The organism is Micromonospora sp. CNZ322 (assembly GCF_007827755.1).
Genome location: NZ_VITD01000008.1, coordinates 15481 through 33410, shown reverse-complemented (window position 1 = coordinate 33410; position 17930 = coordinate 15481). Strand labels below are relative to the sequence as shown.

Sequence of the window (17930 nt, the reverse complement as noted above, 5' to 3'; positions counted from 1 at the left end):
TCCGACCCATGATCATGCCTGAATGCGGTCAGCCTGGGAAACACCTGATCCCTCGTGAGGCGCGAATTCAGACGGAGAGGAAGCACCCATGGCTGTCAAAACCATGACGCGACCCGGCACCACGGAGATCCGGCCATTCAAGGTGGAGATTTCAGACGCGGACCTCAAGGCAATGCGTGCCCGTATCGCCGCCACACGTTGGCCCGAAAAGGAAACCGTGCCGGATCAGTCGCAAGGTGTGCAGCTCGCGACAATGCAGACTCTCGCGCGCTACTGGGAGAAAGAGTACGACTGGCGCAAGGTTGAGGCGCGGCTGAACGCACTACCGCAGTTCATGACCGAGATCGACGGCCTCGACATCCACTTCCTTCACATCCGTTCGAAGCACGAGGACGCCCTGCCGCTCATCGTCACACACGGGTGGCCGGGTTCGGTGATCGAGCAGATGAAGATCATTGACCCGCTCACCAACCCCACCGCGCATGGTGCGAGCGCCTCGGACGCCTTCCATCTGATCATCCCGTCGATGCCCGGTTACGGCTTCTCCGGGAAGCCGAGCCAGCCCGGCTGGGACCCGCAACACATCGCAAACGCCTGGATCGAGTTGATGAGGCGCCTTGGCTATTCACGGTTCGTGGCGCAGGGCGGCGACTGGGGTGCGCTCATCACGGAGCTGATGGGTGTGCAGGCCCCTCCGGAACTGATCGGCATCCACACCAACATGCCGGGTGTGTATCCGCCCGACATCGATGCGATGCTCCAGTCCGGTATCACCGGTGCGAACAATCCCCTCGGGTCGCTTCCGTCCAACCTCTCCGACGAGGAGAGGCGCGCTTGCGAGCAGGCGGACTTCTTCTGGAAGCATTCCAGCTATGCCCTTGAGATGGGACGCGCCCAGACGCTGACCGGATTGGCGGACTCGCCCGTCGCCCTGGCGACGTACATGCTCGACCATGACGCCGCCAGCCTGAAGCTCATTTCCGAGTCCGTCGCCGGGCAGCCCCGAGGCATCACGCCGGAGGACCTCCTCGACAACATCTCGCTCTACTGGTTGACGAACACCGGGGTCTCCTCGGCTCGTCTGTACGCGGAGAACCAGCTCTCCTTCTTCGCGGCCAAGGGCGTAACCATCCCGGTTGCCGTGAGCGTGTTCCCCGACGAGCTCTACCAGGCTCCCAAGAGTTGGGCGGAGCAGGCGTACCCCAATCTCATCCACTACAACAGGCTGGACAAGGGCGGGCACTTCGCCGCCTGGGAGCAGCCGCAACTCTTCTCGGAAGAGATGCGGGCCGCCTTCCGGTCGCTGCGCTAGATGGCCGTGCACCTGCCCCCGCTGAACGGGGCGGCCGAGTGGCTCAACTCCGAGCCACTCGGCCCCGCCGACCTGGGTGGGCGCGTCGTCCTGGTCAACTTCTGGACGCTGACCTGCATCAACTGGTTGCGCCAGGAGCCGTACGTGCGTGCCTGGTCGCAGGCCTACCGCGATGACGGGCTGGTCGTCATCGGTGTGCACACGCCGGAGTTCGGATTCGAGCACGACGTCGACTGGGTGCGGCGGGCGGTCGCGGCCCGCTCGATCGACTACCCGGTGGCGGTCGACAACGACTACGCGATCTGGAGTGCGTTCGACAACCACTACTGGCCGGCGCTCTACTTCGTCGACACCGACGGCGTCATCCGCGACGAGCACTTCGGCGAGGGACGCTACGAGCAGTCCGAGCGGATGCTCCAGCAACTGCTCGGCATCGAGCGGGAACCCGTACCCGTCAACGGGCTCGGCCCGGAGGCGGAGGCTGACTGGACCAACCTGCGCACGCCCGAGACGTACCTCGGTTTCAGTCGCGGCGAACACTTCGCGTCGCCGAACGGCCCGGCGCTCGACGAACGCCGCGCCTACCAGGTGCCGGAGAGCCTCGGCCTGAACCAGTGGGCGCTGGAGGGGGAGTGGACGATCGGGTCGGAGAACGTCGTGCTGGACGCGGCCGGCGGCGGCATCGCCTTCCGGTTCCACGCCCGCGACGCGCATCTCGTGCTGGCCCCCGGGGCGGGAGCGTCGATCCCGTTCCGCGTGCTGCTCGACGGTGACGCTCCCGGCCCGTCACACGGCGTCGACGTCGACGAGTACGGCAACGGCGTACTCCAGGACGGCCGGCTCTACCAGCTCGTCCGCCAGGACGGCGCGGTCCGGGAGCGGACCCTGGAGATCACGTTCGGCGAGCCCGGCGCCGAGGCGTACGCCTTCACCTTCGGCTGACGCGCAGATCGACAGTGTTCACAGTGCCGGAGACCGGTGAGAAGCTGCGTACCTGAGCGCCGGGACGCAGACGGCTGTCGGTCGCGTACCGGTCGGCGAGCGCCTTCTCCGCAGCCTCGTCGCCGTCGTCGGCTTCGAGCAGCAGGGCGGCGATCTCGTCGGCGAGCGTAAGGTCGGCGTTGGCGAGGTGGTCGGTCATCGCGCCGAAGCTGTCCCACAGCAGCAGCTCGTCCTTCTGCCGATGGGCCAGTTCGTGCAGGACGTAGTTGTAGATGAACCAGGCGCCGTGGACCGGCATGTCGGGGGCCACGCCGTAGACGTCGGGATCGATCGTCCCGGCCCGGTACGCCGACCACACCCGCGCTGCCGAGTCGAAGAGCCCTGCCGTCGGGTCGATGTCGTAGCCGTCGAACCGCCGGTCGCCGGCCGGGTCGAGCTCCGGGTCGGCCCAGACCCAGCGTTCGCCGTTCCAGTACTCCACCAGCACGTGATCGTGGTGCCAGCCGGGAGTGAAGTAGGAGGCGAAGCCGACCCGGCTGCGGCTGGGAATGCCGTGCTGACGGAGGATCGCGATCGAAAGCAGTGTGTGGTCCCGGCAGCAGCCGGCCACCCGCTCCACGGCCGGGCGCTCAGCGGTAAGTGGCACTGGAAAGCGGGACTGGTCGGTGTCGAGGATGCGGTCCACCCAGCGGCGGTTCACCTCGTCGAGCCGGTCGACGGGCAGGTCAACTCCGCCGGCCCGGTAGTGGACGATCACGTTGCGGGCGGTCGCCGCCACGCTGGGGATGTCGGACGACACGGCGTCGAGGAGACCACCGTGCCGACCGGGGTCGCTGTAGGGGGACTGTCTGCGATAGTCATCGAGGTCCATGAGGCCAGTCTCGGGGCCGCCACCGTGTCAGGGTCAAGGCGCTTTTCCGGATAGTGTCGACTGCTGTGACAACGCCCGAGATCACCATCGCCACCCCGGCGGACCGCGATGCGGTGGTTCATACACTGGTCGCCGCGTTCGTCAAGGATCCGATCCTGCGGTGCCTCTTCCCCGACGAGGAGACTTATCCGCGGTACGCCACCGCCTTCTTCGGGCACCTCTTCGACAAGCGTGTGCACCAGTCGTCGATCTGGACGCTCGGCGGGGGCGCGTCGGTCGCCATCTGGGAGCCACCGGCGGGGTCGCTGACCGGGTCACCGGAGGGCGGGCTCGCCGCTCACTACCCCGCCGACGTGCTGGCCCGCGTCCAGAGCTACGACGACGCCGTGCACGCCGCGCTGCCGACGTTCCCGTTCTGGTATCTCGGCGTCCTGGGCACCCACCCCGACAGCGCCGGACGCGGTTGGGGCCGTGCCGTCATGCGGGCCGGCCTGGCCCGTGCCGCCGCCGACGGCCTGCCGGCGATCCTGGAGACCAGCAACCCGGCCAACGTCGAGCTGTACCGCCGGGCCGGCTGGGAGGTGGCGGGCTTCCTGGCCGAGCCCGTGCCCACCTGGATCATGCAGCAGCCGCCGCGCTGAGAACGCTGATTGCGCGCCTCCTACGATCGGCGGCGTGCACACCACCCCTTCCAGCCCCATCGACGTGCCACAGATCTTTCCGGCGGTTGCGCCGTTGGCGCGGACGACCGTCCGGTTGCATCCCCGCCCGGGTGCGCCGACAGCGGAGCAGAGTTCGGTGGGCGGCCCGCTGCTGTGGCCGGCCGACGAAGCCTGGCCGATGTGCGATGGACCGGAGCCCGGCGACCACTACCTCGATTCTCCGGGTGAACCGGCGGCGCCGCTGGTGCCGGTGGTGCAGTTGCTGGCCGAGGACGTGCCTGAGGTGCCGTTCCCGGCCGGCGCGGACGTCCTACAGGTGTTGTGGTGCCCATTCGAGCATGAACCGTGGACGTCACCTCGCCCCGAACTGCGCTGGCGTCGCCGCGCCGACATCGGTGCCCAGCTTCAGGAAATGCCCGTACCGGATGTGGAGTCAGATCCATCGCACGTCCCCGCCGCTGTGTGCTCGACCCGGAGCGGGTTACCGAGTACCCATCCTGGGACCTCCCGCGTGCCGTCTGGCCGCAGATCGAGGACACGATAAGGCGGGTGACGCAGGAGACCGGTTGGAATTACGAAGCCGATCTGGCGGTCGCCTCGGGGATCAAGGTCGGCGGTTACCCCGGCTGGACGCAGTCTCCGGACTGGCCGGTCTGCGAGTGTGGCTCGTCCATGGACCATCTGCTGACGGTGGCCAGCTGGGAGTTCAGCCGCGGTGACGAGAAGAGATGGATCCCAGTAGAGGATCGTCCGGCGATGGCCGGTTGGGAAACGGCCACCACCGACGATCACCCGTGGTGGACGATCCAGAACCCCAGCGGGCTCATGCTGGGTGACGTCGGCGGGATCTACCTGTTTGTCTGCACGACCTGCCCCACCAGGCCGTTCGACTACCGCTTCGACTGTTCCTGACGAATCCGGATGGTCACTGGCAGCTCACATCCCCGGCCTACGGCCGAATCTTGGACAGTTTCCGTTAGCTGATGACGGAATTTGTCCAAGATCTACTTGCGGCCGTCCCGCCGAACACGCTGATTGCGCTCACCTGAGGGTGAGCGGGACCGGTTGCCCCTGGCGTATCTCGAGGACCGACCGCCTGCCCAGCGGTTGGGCCAGATTGAGGGTTGCGGTACGCGTGAAGCCCGCAAGGGTGCACACCTCGCCGCTGTTGTGGTGCTGCGCGATGACGATGACCACGACGGCGTTGGCCGACTCGACCGACTCCGCGTGGTAGTCGGCGCCACAGCGTCCGGTCGCCGGCCCGAAGGCGCCGGTGAAGTCGACGGTCAGCTGCGCACCGGCCCCGGTTGCGGTCGCCGACTCGATGGCGATGCCCGGCGGGGAGTTCCACGGTGGTGGTGTCGGGGTGACGGCGCCAGCGCCACCTGCGTCGATGACGGCCTGGTCGTACCGGGCCAATGCCTCCCGTGCCTGCTGACGCAGCTCGCCGAGGCTCTCCCCGCGGGGTAGCGCGGCGTCGACAGGGGCGTTCGTGTCGGTGTCACAACCAGCGAGCATCGCCGCCGCCACCACCCCGACGACCCAGTGCCATCGCACCATCGAAGACCCCTTTCCGGCAGAGTGACCGCCAGGATTATCAACCCTCGGCCTGGGTGGTTCCGCCCGGCTGCTCGGCCTCGGCTGCTGCCGCCGAGGCGGCGAAGATGCGCGCGTAGATCTCGTCGATGACGTCGTTCTTCGCCAGGCTGTAGTCGCGGGGCCGGTGCGCGGTGTCCCGCGCGAGACGGCGCTTGGTCGCGGCGTACCGCTCCCGGTCCTGCGGATGCGCGCGCAGCCAGTCGCGCAAGAGCAGGTGCCGGACCGGTTCCGGCGCACCCTGCGGCCAGACGTGCAGGTTGACGTCCTCGGCGGGGCTGAGAAGCATCCGGTGCCCGTGCCACCAGGGCTCCCGAAGGACGAGCCGGTACCCGAGCCGTTCCAGGGCGGGGAGATAGCCGGACTCCTCGGCGGTGTCCCCGATGACGAGGTCGACGTCGATGACAGGCTTGGCGGCCAGCCCCGGCACCGCAGTCGACCCGACGTGTTCCACAGTGATGATCAGACCACCCAGCGCCTCGGTGAGCGACGACCGGACGACAATGAACCGCTGCGCCCAGGCCCTGTCGTACTCCTCGATGACGACGGACTCCCACGTCCGTGGCGGCTCGCCCACCAGGCCGGCGTCGACCTGTTCGGGGGTGCCGTGGAAGCGCTGCACGACGTTCTGCGGAAACTCGGCCACGTCAACCTCCTCGGGAAGCAAAGTCCGCCAGGCTACGACACGACGACCGGTGCGGCGCACCCGACCGATGCGGGCATCGGATGTCGGGTGGGCGACCGACCCCGCGACCTAGCGTCAGTGCTCGAAAGGGAAGGAGGCCCGGGTGCTGGATCGGCTCAACGAGGCTATGGCGTACATCGAGCGCCACCTCGACCAGAAGATCGAGGTGGCCGAGCTGGCGCGGATCGCGCTGACGTCGGAGTACCACTTCCGACGGCTGTTCTCCGCACTGGCCGGAATGCCGCTGTCGGAGTACATCCGGCGGCGTCGGCTCACCGTCGCCGGTGCGGACGTGCTGGCGGGGGAGCGGACGTTGCTCGACGTCGCGGTGCACTACGGCTACGGCTCGGCGGAGGCGTTCGCCCGGGCGTTCCACGCCGTGCACGGCGTGGGGCCTGGAGAAGCTCGGCGTACGGGCGCAGCGTTGCGCGCCCAGCCCCGGATGTCCTTCCGACTCACCGTCGAAGGGAGCGGCAGCATGGAGTACCGAATCGTCGACAAGGACGCGTTCGCGCTGGTGGGGCGCAAGGCCCGGGTCCCGCTGGTGCACGAGGGGATGAACCCGGCGATCGTCGCGTTCATCCGGAGCATCGACAAGGAGACGACCGAGCGGATCGAGGCGCTCTCCGATCAGGAGCCGAAGGGAATCGTCAACGTCAGCGACAACCTCGCCGACAGCCGGCAGGAGGGCACCGAGCTGGACTACTGGCACGGGGTGGTGACCAGCGCCGCGCCGCCGGAGGACCTGGACGCGCTGCCGGTGCAGGCCGGGTCATGGGCGGTGTTCACCACCTCCGGTGCGTTTCCGCAGGCGGTGCAGTACCTGTGGCGTGACGTGTTCACCCAGTGGTTTCCGTCCAACCCGTACCGCAGCCGACCTGGGCCGGAGATCTCCCGGGTCCGGGTGTCGGCGGACGGCACCCAGGCGGACGCCGAGCTGTGGATCCCGGTGGAGCGGGTCCCGTCCTGAGCTGCGGCGCCGGGTCGACGTGCGCAACGTCGGCCCGGCGCCTGCCCGGTCTGCCGTTCACCGCCACCGGCCCGGCGGATGGTCGGGCAGCCGCAGGTCCGCGAGTACGCCGAAATGGTCGCTGGCCCAGACCCCGTCGACCGGCTCGTCGAAGACCCGCCGGCAGTCCGCCACCGCCAGGTTCGGCCCGTGGAGGCCGCAGCGGACCATGACGTAGTCGATCCGACGTCCCGTCTCCAGTGGCATCGTGCCCGCTCGCACCAGCGGATTGCGCGGGGTGAAGGTGTGCCCGGGATCGTCCGGGTGCACCGTTGCCCAGGCGTCCTGGTAGGCGACGCTGCAACCGTGCAGCGACTGTTTGCCGCGCCAGAAGCGCACGCTGGCGGAGTCGGCGTCGTCGTCGAAGTCGCCGACGAGGACGACGGGCAGGTCCCCTCCGGCCAGCAGCTTCTCGATGAAGGTCGCGGACCGGACGGCCTGCAACTCCCGCTCGTGGGCGTACCCGTACTGATAGGTGGGTTTGTGGTGGGCGACCAGCACTGTGCCGATGGGCGGTGGCACCTCGATCTCCGCCACGACCACCGCCGACCAGGGCATGTCGACCCGTTCGGTGACCTGTAGGTCGAGTTCGCGGACGGTCCCGACCGGCCAGCGGCTGACCAGTGCGGCGCCGACCCCGTCGGCGGAGCGCCCGCCGTGGCGTACCACGTGATGGTCCGGGCCGAGCAGGTCGATCGCCTGGTCGTAGCCGTTGCCCCAGACGGTCTCCTGAAGGGCGACCACGTCCGGTCGCAGGCGGGCCAGGCCCGACTTGAGGACGGCCCGGCGGCTCTCCCAGTCGGCGTATTCGGGGGCGAGCAGGTTGAGGGTCAGCACCCGCAGCCCGGCGGGCTCGTCGTCCGTCGTCATGCCCTTGGTGCTTACCCGCGCCGGCCACGGCGGAATCCTGACGTCCCCCACCCCTATGTAGAGTTCCGATACAGTGGTCGTATGCGGATGACCATCCCGGTCGCGAAGGTGCTCGCGGCGCTGCTCGCCGAGCCCGACGAGCAGCGCTACGGGCTCGACCTGATGCGAATGACCGGCCTGCCCAGCGGCACCCTCTACCCGGTGCTGCACCGGTTGCAGGGGGCCGGCTGGCTGGCCGCCGACTGGGAGGCGATCGATCCCGTCGCGGCCGGGCGGCCGGCCCGGCGCTACTACCGGCTGACCGCCGTCGGGGTGACGCAGGCCCGGCAGGCGCTCGCCGACCTGCGGGCCGCGATCCCCGACGGTGGCCGTCGCTCGTGGGGCGGCGCCGAGCCCACCGGGGCACCGGCGTGGTGACCCGCCGGGCCGCCGAGCTGCTGCTGGATCTGGCCGCGCGGCGCTGGCCCGCCGAGGTCCGCGACGACCTGCGCCGCGAGTGGGCCGCCGAGCTGCACGTGCTCGCCGAGAGTGGCCGCCGGACGACGATGGTCGGCTTCGCGGTGAGCCTGGCCGTCAGTCGCGCCGGCGCCCCGATCGTCGACCGCACAGTGATGCGTGGTCGGGCCGGCCGTACCGCCGCAGCGCTACTGCTGTCCCCGATCGCCTGCGTCGGGATCGTGGCCCTCGGTGTGGTGGCGCTGTTCTCCGTCGACTCGTTGCTGGTGCGGGCGAGTTGGGTGGAGCGGGCGCAGAGGCCGATCTGGGCGGCGTTCACCATCGTGCTGGCGGTCGTGCTGGCGGTGTTCGCCGCCCGCTGGGCCCGGCACAACGCACTTGACGGCCCACTGCGTATCGCGCTCGGCGTGGTGCTCCCGGTCGGTGCGGCCGTCATCCTGTTCGTGTACGTCGTCAATTTCAGGTACGTCGTGAACGCCGAGGGCCTGGCCGACGCCGTACCCGGTCTGCTGCTCTGGTCGGCCGGCCTGACCCTCGCGCTCTGGGCCGCGGCGAGCCTCGCCGCCCGGGGTCGCGTCCGCGCCGCCTGGTGGGTGGGCGTCCTCGGCGCACTCGTCGCCGCGGACCTCGCGGTGATCCTCGTCATCGTCGACGCGTACCCCGCCGGATTCGGCGCTGGCCCAACGATCGAGGCACGGGAGCGCGTCGACCCGATCTCCGCGCCGCTGTGGCTCTTCGCCTGCTGGACGGACTGGAACTTCGGCCTGCCCCGGCCGATCGACTGGGAGATCTTCCTGATCACCAACCGGGTGTTGATAGAGCCCATGCTCTACCTGGCCTGCACGCCGTACGCGCTCGCGTACACCATCCGGGCGGCCCGGTCGGCCCCCGCCGAGCCGGTCGCCCTCGCGCCGACCCCGGTGTGAACCTCAGTCGGGTACGTCGTCCCACGTCGTACCCGGCTCCAGGTAACCGGCCAGCTGGTTCTCGCGCAACGCGTACGCGATGACCAGCAGGGCGTGCTTGTCCAGCTCGGGCAGCCGGTCCAGCGGGAACCACCGCACGGCCAGCGACTCGTCGTCGTTGACGCGGGCGGTGCCGGCCACCAAGCGGCACAGGAACCCCAGGTTCAGGTAGTCGCAGCGGTCGCCATTCGGGTACGTGTGCGGGTGCGACACGGCGCTGGACATCCGCACCGGCGCCACCTCCAGGCCCGTCTCCTCGCGCACCTCGCGGACCAGCGCGGTGGCCGGCTGCTCGCCCGGCTCGACGAAGCCGCTGATCACCGACCAGCGCCCGTCGTCGGCACGCTGGCCGAGCAGTAGCTCACCGGCGTCGTTGCGGACCACCGCGCTGACGCTCGGCAGCCAGAGCAGGTCGTGACCGACGTGCTTGCGCAACCCCATGATGTAGTCCGGAATCGCCATCCGGCGATCATAGGCCGCGACTGCTCTGCCCCATGCCGGACGCACGTCCGGCGTCAGCCCGACCAGCTGACCGTACGGCGGAAGCGGTCGTACTCCTTGCCGAGTTCGGCGTCGATCCGCTCCATCCGTGCTTCGGTGAGCACCACCGAGGGATCCTGCCAGGCGCGCCCAGCGAGCATCTGGCGGCGCAGTCCGGTCGGTGGGTGAGCGGCGAACAGCGACGCCTCGTCGCGGACCGACAGTTGCCGCAGGAGCGGCAACTGGTCGGTCCTGGCCGCAAGGGACTCGGCCAGCGCGGACCGCCACCGGTCCGGGCCGTGTCCCGCCCGGCTCTCCCGACGCACCGCCAACGCCAGCGATTCGGTAGCGAGCAGGGTGTCGAGGAAGTCGGTCGCGGCGGTCGTGCCGGCCACCCGGGCGGCCAGTTCGTCGGCGAGGTACTCGGCCCGCTGACTGTCCCGCAATGCCACAGTCACCAGCAGCAGGTACGCGACGAACAGCACCCGCGACACCACCCACTGGAACGCGCGGCCCAGCGCGTCGCCCAGCATCTCCACCAGCCCCGCCCCGACGCTGGTCCGCACCGGCCGGAACAGGTCGGCGGCCGAGCCGAGCATGGTGAACGCGGGCTGGGTCAACAGGCCCCGGCGCGGGTCACCGTTGACGAAGTGACCCAGCTCGTGGCCGAGCAGCGCCACCCGGCCACCGGCGGGAAGCGAACCCCACAGCGGAAGCCCGAGACCGAGCACCTTCCGCCGCCGCAACCCGACAGTGCCCGCGTACGCGTTGATGGTGTCGTCCACGCCCACCACGTCCGGCGCAGGTGCCCCGACAGCGGTGGCCACCTCGTCGATCAGGCCGAACAGCTCCGGCGCCTGGTCGCGGGTGAGCACCTCCAGTTCCGGGTCGAGGCGACCGAACCGGGGCCGCAACGCGATCGCCAGACCGACCATCGCCACACCCGGCACGATCGCCAGGTTGGGAAACGGGAACGCCACGATCAGCCAACCACCGACCACTGCGAGCGCGAGCACCGCGGCGATCAGGAGCAACGAGGCTGCCGCGGTGAGCGTCCGGGCGGCTTCGGATCCGTTGGTGCCCAACGGTCGCCCGACCAGTTGGGTGAACTGCCGCCTGGTCGCCCGGAACGCCATTCGGTAGGTCCACCGGTCGACCCAACTCCACCCGAACTCGCGTTGACGTCGTGCCGGGTCATAGGCGTCCAGATTCCATTCGCAGCCGGGGCACCAGGGCACCGCGTCCCGTACCGATGCCGTCGTCGCCGCACACCCCGGGCACGCCCCCGTGCCGGTCACCGTATTGGTCACGAGCGCAGATCATGCCTCAGCCCTGGATTGCACCGGAACTGACTGTTCGTCCGACCCTATTTCCGCGTTCCGCCCCGACGAACGCAATGCATATCTACTGTGGAGATCGTCGGCGACTTGTGCGATCCGGTGGCGGCCGGCCGGTTCGCGGTGCACAGTGATTCCCATGAGCGACAGCGGACGTGGTGGGCAGTTCTACTGGTGCACCCGGCATCACCGGGTCGAGACGGACTCCAACGTGTGTCCGGCGAAGCACGTTCTCGGCCCGTACGACTCGGCGGCCGACGCGGAGAACGCCCTGCAACGAGTGCAGGAGCGGAACGAGGCGTGGGATGCCGAGGACGCTCGTTGGGCCGGGGACGACAGATAGGCGGCGCGGGACGGCTCGCGCCGAGGTATTTCGTGCTCCGCGAGGACGCACGCGAGAGCACGTCCCCCGAGGAGGGAACCACGATGGCCGAAGCACAGCAGGCCACCAAGCGCCCGGCCGCCCGACGCACCACCGCGAAGAAGACCGCCGCGGCGGAGCGGAACACGGCGGCGAGCCGGACCACCCCCGTGCGCAAGTCCACCACGGCTGCCGCGAAGGCACCGGCCCGCAAGGCCGCCGGCGGGGCGGGCCGCGCCCCGGCCAGGAAGACCACCACGGCGGCCACGAAGGCCCCCGCGAAGAAGGCCACGACCAAGACCACCGCCGCGGCCAAGAAGGCCCCCGCGAAGGCCTCGGCCACCACCCGCAAGACGACCACCGCCGCCAAGCGGGCCCCGGCGTCCACGGCGCGCAAGACCACCACCGCCGCGAAGAAGACCACCGGTACGGCGAAGAAGACGGTGGGCGCGGCGAAGAAGACGACCGCCTCGGCGGCGAAGAAGACCACCACCGCGGCGAAGGCCCCGGCGCGCAAGACCACCACCGCCGCCAAGGCCTCGGCGCGCAAGACCACGACCGCGGCGAAGGCCCCGGCGCGGAAGGTGGCGACCAAGGCGTCCGCCGCCAAGAAGACAGCGACGAAGAAGACGGCCGCGGCGAAGAAGACCGCGTCGACCCGCCCCAGCGGCGGCGCGCGCAAGGCTCCGGCCAAGAAGGCCCCGGCCGCGAAGGTGACGGGTACCTCGTCGACCACCGCCCGCAAGGCGGCGGCGAAGAAGGCCCCGGCGAAGAAGACCGTCGCGGCCAAGGCGCCGGCCCGCAAGGTGACCGCCCGTAAGACTCCGACCCGCCCGGTCGCCGCCCGAGCCACCGCTCCCAGGGGGGCCCGCAGCGCCGCCCGCAAGGCGACCGGCTGAGCGGGGAGAATCCCCTCACCGGGCGGATTTCGGGCCGGTCACCGGAAGCGGATCACCCGTGGCGCTGTCAGGATTGACCCGTGGTCATCCGACGCGTACTCGCGCCCCGCATCGACTTCGGCGCGTTGCGCCGCGAACTCGGCCTGTCCGAGGAGTTTCCGGCCGACGCCCAGCGTGAAGCCGACGAGGCGGCTGCGGCACCGCCGCAGCCGCCCGTCGACCGCACCGACATACCGTTCGTCACTGTCGACCCCGCCAGCTCGCGGGACCTGGACCAGGCGATGCACCTCAGCCGCCGCCCGGGTGGGGGCTACCGCGTGCGGTACGCGATCGCCGACGTCGCCGCGCACGTCGCCCCGGGCGGGGCGTTGGAGGCGGAGACCTGGCGGCGGGGGCAGACCATCTACCTGCCCGACGGCAACGTGCCGCTGCACCCGCACACCCTCAGCGAGGGTGCGGCCAGCCTGCTGCCCGACGACGATCGGGCCGCTGTGGTCTGGACCATCGACCTGGACGCCGACGGCGGCACCGTGGCCGTCGAGCTGGAACGCGCCCTGGTCCGCAGCCGCGCCAAACTCGACTACACCGGGGTGCAGGCGGCAGCCGAGGCCGGACGGCTACCCGACCCGATCGCGCTGCTGCCGGAGATCGGCGACCGACTGACCGCCCGTGGGCTGAGCCGGGGCGCCATCAACCTGCCGCTGCCCGAGCAGGATCTGGAGCCCGACGGTGAGGGCTGGCGGCTGGTGCTGCGCGCGCCGGTGCCGATGGAAGAGCACAACGCGCAGATCTCCCTGCTGACCGGGATGGCTGCCGCCGACATCATGCTGGCCGGCCGGGTGGGTCTGCTGCGGACGATGCCGGCGCCCAAGCCGGACGCGGTGCAGCGGCTCCGGGCCGCCGCCGCGCCGCTGGGCGTGCACTGGCCGGACGACGTGGGCCCGGGGCAGGTCATCGCCGGTCTGGACGCCGCCCAGCCGCGCGCCGCCGCGTTCATCGACCAGGCGGCCGAGCTGATGCGCGGTGCCGCGTACACCGCCTTCGACGGGGAGCTGCCGGAGCAGCCGGAGCATGGTGGCGTGGCGGCCGCGTACGCCCACGTGACGGCCCCGCTTCGGCGGCTGGCCGACCGGTACGCCACCGAGGTCTGCCTGGCCCTGCACGCGGGCCAGGCGGTGCCCGACTGGGCCCGTGCCGCGTTGCCCCGGCTGCCCGAGGTGATGGCGAGCACCGACCGGGTCGCCTCGGCGGCTGCTCGTGGTGCCGTCGAGCTGGCCGAGGCGGCGGTGCTGGAGCACCGGGTGGGCGAGACCTTCGACGCGGCCGTCCTCGACGTCGACGCCCCACCCAATGGCAAGTCCCGGCCCCGACCGGCCGGTGGCACCGTCGCGCTGGACGCCCCGCCGGTACGCGCCCGCTGCCTCGGCCAACTGCCGCTCGGCGAACGGGTCCGGGTTCGTCTGGTCACCGCCGACCCGGCGGCCCGTACCGTCCTGTTCGAGCTGGCCTGACCGGGCCGCCGTCTGGCCCTGTTCTCGCCCGCTGGCGCGGTCGCTCACGTGCAGCGGGGATTCTCACAGCGCTCGGCGCTGCTGACCGGCCGAGCGGTTTGCGAGGATGAGGCCATGGCATACGACGCGAGCACGCTGCCCGACGTGTCCGGGCTGACGGTCGGCATCATCGGCGGCACCGGCGACCAGGGGCGGGGCCTCGCCTACCGGTTCGCGCGGGCCGGCCAGACGGTGCTGATCGGATCCCGGTCGGCTGAGCGGGCCGCCGAGTCCGCGGCCGAGATCGCCGCCCTGCCCGGGGTGCCGGCCGGCGGCAGCGTCACCGGTGCGGCCAACGACGAGGTGGCCCGACGCAGCGACGTGGTGATCATCGCGGTGCCGTGGGACGGGCACGCCGCCACTGTCGCCGCCCTCGCCGAGCCGCTCGCCGGCCGGATCGTCGTCGACTGCGTCAACCCGCTCGGCTTCGACAAGCAGGGCCCGTACGCGCTGACCGTCGCCGAGGGCAGCGCCGTGCAGCAGGCCGCCGCGCTGCTGCCCGACTCCCGGGTCTGCGCCGCGTTCAACCACGTCAGCGCTCCGCTGCTGGCCGACCCCGAGGTCGACCGGATCGACCTGGACGTGCTGATCTGCACCGAGGACCGCGAGCTGGTCGACATCGTCGGCGCGTTGGCCGCCCGGATCCCCGGCATGCGGGGCATCTACGCCGGCCGGTTGCGCAACGCCCACCAGATCGAGGCGTTCACCGCCAACCTGATCGCCATCAACAAGCGCTACAAGGCGCACGCCGGCATCCGCGTCACCGACCTCTGACCCGAGCGGCGTGATCCACTCCGGTTTCATGAAAGCGGGGTGTCCCGGGCACCGGGACACCCCACTTTTGGCAAAACCGAGTGGATCACGCCGTGCCCGGTCCTAGAAGGTGTGTTCAGCGGCGGGGAACTCGCCGCCGCGGACCTCGTCGGCGAAACGGCGGGTGGCGTCGGTGAGAGCGCCGGCCAGGTCCGCGTACCGCTTGACGAAACGGGGCGCCTTGCCCGTCCGCAGCCCGGCCATGTCCTGCCAGACCAGCACCTGCGCGTCGGTGTCCGGGCCCGCGCCGATGCCCACAGTGGGGATCGGCAGCTCGTGGGTGATCCGCTTGGCCACCTCGCCGGGCACCATCTCCAGCACCACGGCGAACGCGCCCGCCTCCGCCACCGCCCGCGCGTCGGCCAGCACCTCGTCGGCGGCGTCGCCGCGACCCTGCACGCGGTAGCCGCCCAGTGTGTGCTCGCTCTGCGGCGTGAAACCGATGTGCGCCATCACCGGAATGCCGGCACCGACGATCGCGGCGATCTGCGCGGCGTTGCGGCGGCCGCCCTCCAACTTCACCGCGTGACAGCCGCCCTCCTTCATGAACCGGACGGCGGTACGCAGCGCCTGGGCCGGACCCTCCTCGTACGATCCGAACGGCAGGTCACCGACGATCAGCGAGTGCCGGGTCGCCCGCACCACGGCCCGGACCAGCGGAAGCAGCTCGTCGGCGGTGATCGGCAGGGTGGTCTCGTAGCCGAACACGTTGTTCGCGGCCGAGTCGCCGACCAGCAGCACCGGAACACCGGCCTGGTCGAAGATCGACGCCGTGTACTGGTCGTACGACGTGAGCATCGGCCACCGCTCGCCGCGCTCCTTGGCGGCCATCAGGTCGCGGGTGCGGACCCGTCGGGTGGCCGGGCCGCCGTACAACGCGGTCACCTCGTTCGGAGTGGACTCCACCATCTCTGTCTCCCTTCCTCGAGGCCGCCTGCGCGGTCCCCGGGTTCCGTCGCGATCGTCGCACCGCGAGACGGGCTGACGGCAGGGCCCAGTGCAAGATGTCACTCCACCAGCGCGGGGTCGCCCCACCTGGCCACCCGGGACCGCGCCGCGAGGTCACCGCCCGGCGGCGCCGGGCCGCGCCACCGACCCGGCACCCCCAGGGGTACGGCTCAGCCGTGCTCGCGCCACCGGTTGGTGATCGGCAGACGGCGGTCCCGGCCGAACGCCTTCATGGAGATCTTCGTGCCCGGCGCCGACTGCCGTCGCTTGTACTCGGCGGTATCCACCAGCCGCAGCACCTTGTCCACGATCGCCGGGTCGTGACCCGACTCGACCAGCCCGTCGCGGCCGAGGTCGCCGTCGACGTAGCCGATCAGGATCGGGTCCAGGACGTCGTAGTCGGGCAGGCTGTCGCTGTCGAGCTGGCCCGGGCTCAGCTCGGCGCTCGGCGGCTTGCCGATCGAGTTCTCCGGGATCGGGGCGGTCTCACCGCGCCGAGCCGCGTCCCTGTTGCGCCACTTCGCGAGCCGCCAGATCAGCGTCTTCCAGACGTCCTTGACCGGGTTGAAGCCGCCCACCGAGTCGCCGTACAGGGTGGAGTAGCCGACCGCCAGCTCACTCTTGTTGCCGGTGGTCAGCACCAGGTGGCCCTCCTGGTTCGACAGCGCCATCAGGATCACGCCACGGACCCGGGCCTGCAGGTTCTCCACGGCCACGCCGGACAGCGACAGGTTGGCCAGGAAACCGTCGACCATCGGCTGGATCGGCTCGACGCGGTAGTCCAGGCCGGTGCGCTTGGCCAGGTCGGCGGCGTCCTCCCGGGAGTGCTCCGAGGAGTGCTGGCTGGGCAGCGACACCCCCACCACCCGGTCCGGCCCGAGCGCGTCGACGGCGAGCGCCGCCACCACCGCCGAGTCGATGCCGCCGGAGAGACCGAGCACCACCGACGGGAACCGGTTCTTGTTGACGTAGTCGCGCAGACCCAGCACCAGCGCCTGCCACACCTCGGCCTCGTCGGCCACCGGCTCGATCAGCCCGCCGGTGGCGGCCGGGCCGGACGGCGTGGGCGGAATGCCGTCCAGCGTGCTGTGCACGATCCGCATGCCGTCGGCCACCGTCTCGCTGGTCGGCGGGGTGGCGGCGGTCGGCAACTCGACGTCGTGCACGAGCAGGTGTTCGACGAACTGCGGTGCCCGGGTGAGCAGCTCACCGTCGGCGCTCACGATCATCGAGTCGCCCTCGAAGACCAGCTCGTCCTGGCCGCCGGTCATGTTGACGTACGCGATGGCGGCGCCCGCCTCGGCGGCCCGGCGGCGGACCAGCGGCAGCCGGATGTCGTCCTTGTTCAGCTCGTACGGCGAGCCGTTGATGTTGACGACCAGGCCGACGCCGGCCCTCCGGGCGGCGGCGAACGGACCGCCGGCCTGCCACAGGTCCTCGCAGATGGTCAACGCGACGTCCACGCCGCCGATCCGCACCACTGTCAGCGCGTCACCGGAGACGAAGTACCGGTCCTCGTCGAAGACCCCGTAGTTGGGCAGGTGGTGCTTGAAGTAGCGGGCGGCCACGACGCCGCGGTGCAGCAGCGCGGCGGCGTTGCGGGCACCTCGGCCCGGCTCGGCGTCCCCGCTGACCTGCGGCGGACCGTCGGCGTCCAGGTAACCGACCACGACCGGCAACTCGCCGAGACCGTCGGCGGCCAGGTCGGCGGCCAGCCGCTCCACGGCGGCCCGGGACGCGGCGACGAAGGAGCGCCGGAAGACGAGGTCCTCAACCGGGTACCCGGTCAGCATCATCTCCGGGAAGAGCACCAGCTGGGCACCGGCATCGGCGGCCTGGCGAGTCCAGCTGCGGACCAGGTCGGCGTTTCCGGCGATGTCGCCGACGCTCGGGTTGACCTGGGACAGGGCGAGACGCAGGGTGGGCATGCCTTCATCTTGCCCCAGCCTCGTCGCGACAATCCGTACCCTCCGACGAGATTGCCGCCACCCGCCGCGACGGGCGCCCGCGGGGCCGCGGCGGCAGGAGCTCGGCCGTCCTGACGGCGGACGCGGCGGCACGGCGGGGGCCCACGCTCGCCGGGCGGGACACGAGGGGACGGCCGGCGGCAGTTCGCGTAACGTCTGCGTAACCAGGCCCGGGAAGACTGGGCGATCAGGTCGGGTACAGCCCGG

General features: G+C 70.9%; 19 protein-coding genes. 11 read left to right on the top strand and 8 right to left on the bottom strand.

The window, feature by feature from the left end:
- The first annotated feature begins 88 nt into the window (after positions 1-88).
- Positions 89-1312, top strand: a complete 1224-nt coding sequence (locus tag FB453_RS19640) for an epoxide hydrolase family protein (protein ID WP_145792208.1) — start codon at positions 89-91, stop codon at positions 1310-1312.
- Positions 1313-2254 carry a redoxin family protein gene (locus FB453_RS19635; RefSeq protein ID WP_145792206.1) on the top strand — a complete coding sequence of 314 codons (942 nt, stop codon included), beginning with the start codon at positions 1313-1315 and terminating at the stop codon, positions 2252-2254.
- On the opposite strand, the gene FB453_RS19630 is transcribed toward FB453_RS19635, so the two are convergent.
- Positions 2241-3125 carry a transglutaminase-like domain-containing protein gene (locus tag FB453_RS19630; RefSeq protein WP_145792204.1) on the bottom strand — a complete coding sequence of 295 codons (885 nt, stop codon included), beginning with the start codon at positions 3123-3125 and terminating at the stop codon, positions 2241-2243. The two genes, FB453_RS19635 and FB453_RS19630, sit on opposite strands and share 14 nt — an antisense overlap.
- A 65-nt stretch (positions 3126-3190) precedes the next feature.
- On the opposite strand from FB453_RS19630, the gene FB453_RS19625 reads away from it, so the two are divergent.
- Together FB453_RS19625 and FB453_RS34615 are read left to right on the top strand one after the other, a co-directional pair.
- Complete coding sequence (locus FB453_RS19625; RefSeq protein ID WP_186718394.1) at positions 3191-3766, top strand: GNAT family N-acetyltransferase; 576 nt, start codon at positions 3191-3193, stop codon at positions 3764-3766.
- A 570-nt stretch (positions 3767-4336) separates the two neighbouring features.
- A complete protein-coding gene (locus tag FB453_RS34615; RefSeq protein ID WP_222431371.1) occupies positions 4337-4699 on the top strand; it encodes a hypothetical protein in 363 nt (120 codons plus the stop codon).
- Positions 4700-4828: 129 nt separating this feature from the next.
- On the opposite strand, the gene FB453_RS19615 is transcribed toward FB453_RS34615, so the two are convergent.
- Positions 4829-5347 (bottom strand): hypothetical protein, encoded by a 519-nt coding sequence (locus FB453_RS19615; protein WP_145792199.1) that lies wholly within the window; start codon positions 5345-5347, stop codon positions 4829-4831.
- A 37-nt stretch (positions 5348-5384) separates the two neighbouring features.
- On the bottom strand, positions 5385-6029 hold the full coding sequence (locus tag FB453_RS19610; RefSeq protein ID WP_186718392.1) for a GrpB family protein: 645 nt from the start codon (positions 6027-6029) through the stop codon (positions 5385-5387).
- A gap of 142 nt (positions 6030-6171) precedes the next feature.
- On the opposite strand from FB453_RS19610, the gene FB453_RS19605 reads away from it, so the two are divergent.
- The gene (locus tag FB453_RS19605) at positions 6172-7038 is read left to right on the top strand and encodes an AraC family transcriptional regulator (RefSeq protein ID WP_112671755.1); all 867 of its coding nucleotides are present in this window, start codon (positions 6172-6174) and stop codon (positions 7036-7038) included.
- A gap of 57 nt (positions 7039-7095) precedes the next feature.
- Here the strand turns inward: FB453_RS19605 and FB453_RS19600 are convergent, their stop codons facing one another.
- On the bottom strand, positions 7096-7947 hold the full coding sequence (locus FB453_RS19600; protein WP_145792195.1) for an endonuclease/exonuclease/phosphatase family protein: 852 nt from the start codon (positions 7945-7947) through the stop codon (positions 7096-7098).
- An 81-nt stretch (positions 7948-8028) separates the two neighbouring features.
- Between FB453_RS19600 and FB453_RS19595 the strand changes: the two genes are divergently transcribed.
- Positions 8029-8364, top strand: coding sequence for a helix-turn-helix transcriptional regulator (locus FB453_RS19595; protein WP_145792192.1), 336 nt, complete (start codon positions 8029-8031; stop codon positions 8362-8364).
- Complete coding sequence (locus FB453_RS19590) at positions 8325-9329, top strand: hypothetical protein (RefSeq protein ID WP_486480343.1); 1005 nt, start codon at positions 8325-8327, stop codon at positions 9327-9329. Before FB453_RS19595 ends, FB453_RS19590 begins: the two co-directional genes overlap by 40 nt.
- A 3-nt stretch (positions 9330-9332) precedes the next feature.
- Here FB453_RS19590 and FB453_RS19585 read toward each other — a convergent pair whose 3' ends face one another.
- Both FB453_RS19585 and FB453_RS19580 read right to left on the bottom strand, forming a co-directional pair.
- Positions 9333-9830, bottom strand: a complete 498-nt coding sequence (locus tag FB453_RS19585) for an NUDIX hydrolase (RefSeq protein ID WP_091409526.1) — start codon at positions 9828-9830, stop codon at positions 9333-9335.
- A gap of 53 nt (positions 9831-9883) precedes the next feature.
- Entirely contained in the window at positions 9884-11158 is a 1275-nt protein-coding gene (locus tag FB453_RS19580) for a M48 family metallopeptidase (protein ID WP_145792189.1), read from the bottom strand.
- A 166-nt stretch (positions 11159-11324) separates the two neighbouring features.
- Here FB453_RS19580 and FB453_RS19575 point away from each other — a divergent pair, with 166 nt between their 5' ends.
- From FB453_RS19575 to npdG, 4 genes are all read left to right on the top strand, one after another.
- Positions 11325-11528: a hypothetical protein gene (locus FB453_RS19575; protein WP_091409533.1), complete on the top strand. Its 204-nt coding sequence runs from the start codon at positions 11325-11327 to the stop codon at positions 11526-11528.
- A gap of 83 nt (positions 11529-11611) precedes the next feature.
- On the top strand, positions 11612-12445 hold the full coding sequence (locus FB453_RS19570) for a histone (protein ID WP_486480342.1): 834 nt from the start codon (positions 11612-11614) through the stop codon (positions 12443-12445).
- A gap of 80 nt (positions 12446-12525) precedes the next feature.
- Complete coding sequence (locus tag FB453_RS19565; RefSeq protein WP_145792188.1) at positions 12526-13956, top strand: RNB domain-containing ribonuclease; 1431 nt, start codon at positions 12526-12528, stop codon at positions 13954-13956.
- Between the two features lie 114 nt (positions 13957-14070).
- Positions 14071-14769 (top strand): NADPH-dependent F420 reductase, encoded by a 699-nt coding sequence (gene npdG / locus FB453_RS19560; protein ID WP_091409546.1) that lies wholly within the window; start codon positions 14071-14073, stop codon positions 14767-14769.
- Positions 14770-14871: 102 nt separating this feature from the next.
- Here the strand turns inward: npdG and panB are convergent, their stop codons facing one another.
- Both panB and FB453_RS19550 read right to left on the bottom strand, forming a co-directional pair.
- On the bottom strand, positions 14872-15717 hold the full coding sequence (gene panB / locus FB453_RS19555; protein WP_145792185.1) for a 3-methyl-2-oxobutanoate hydroxymethyltransferase: 846 nt from the start codon (positions 15715-15717) through the stop codon (positions 14872-14874).
- A gap of 209 nt (positions 15718-15926) precedes the next feature.
- A complete protein-coding gene (locus tag FB453_RS19550) occupies positions 15927-17684 on the bottom strand; it encodes an NAD+ synthase (protein ID WP_145792183.1) in 1758 nt (585 codons plus the stop codon).
- Positions 17685-17930: the final 246 nt, after the last annotated feature.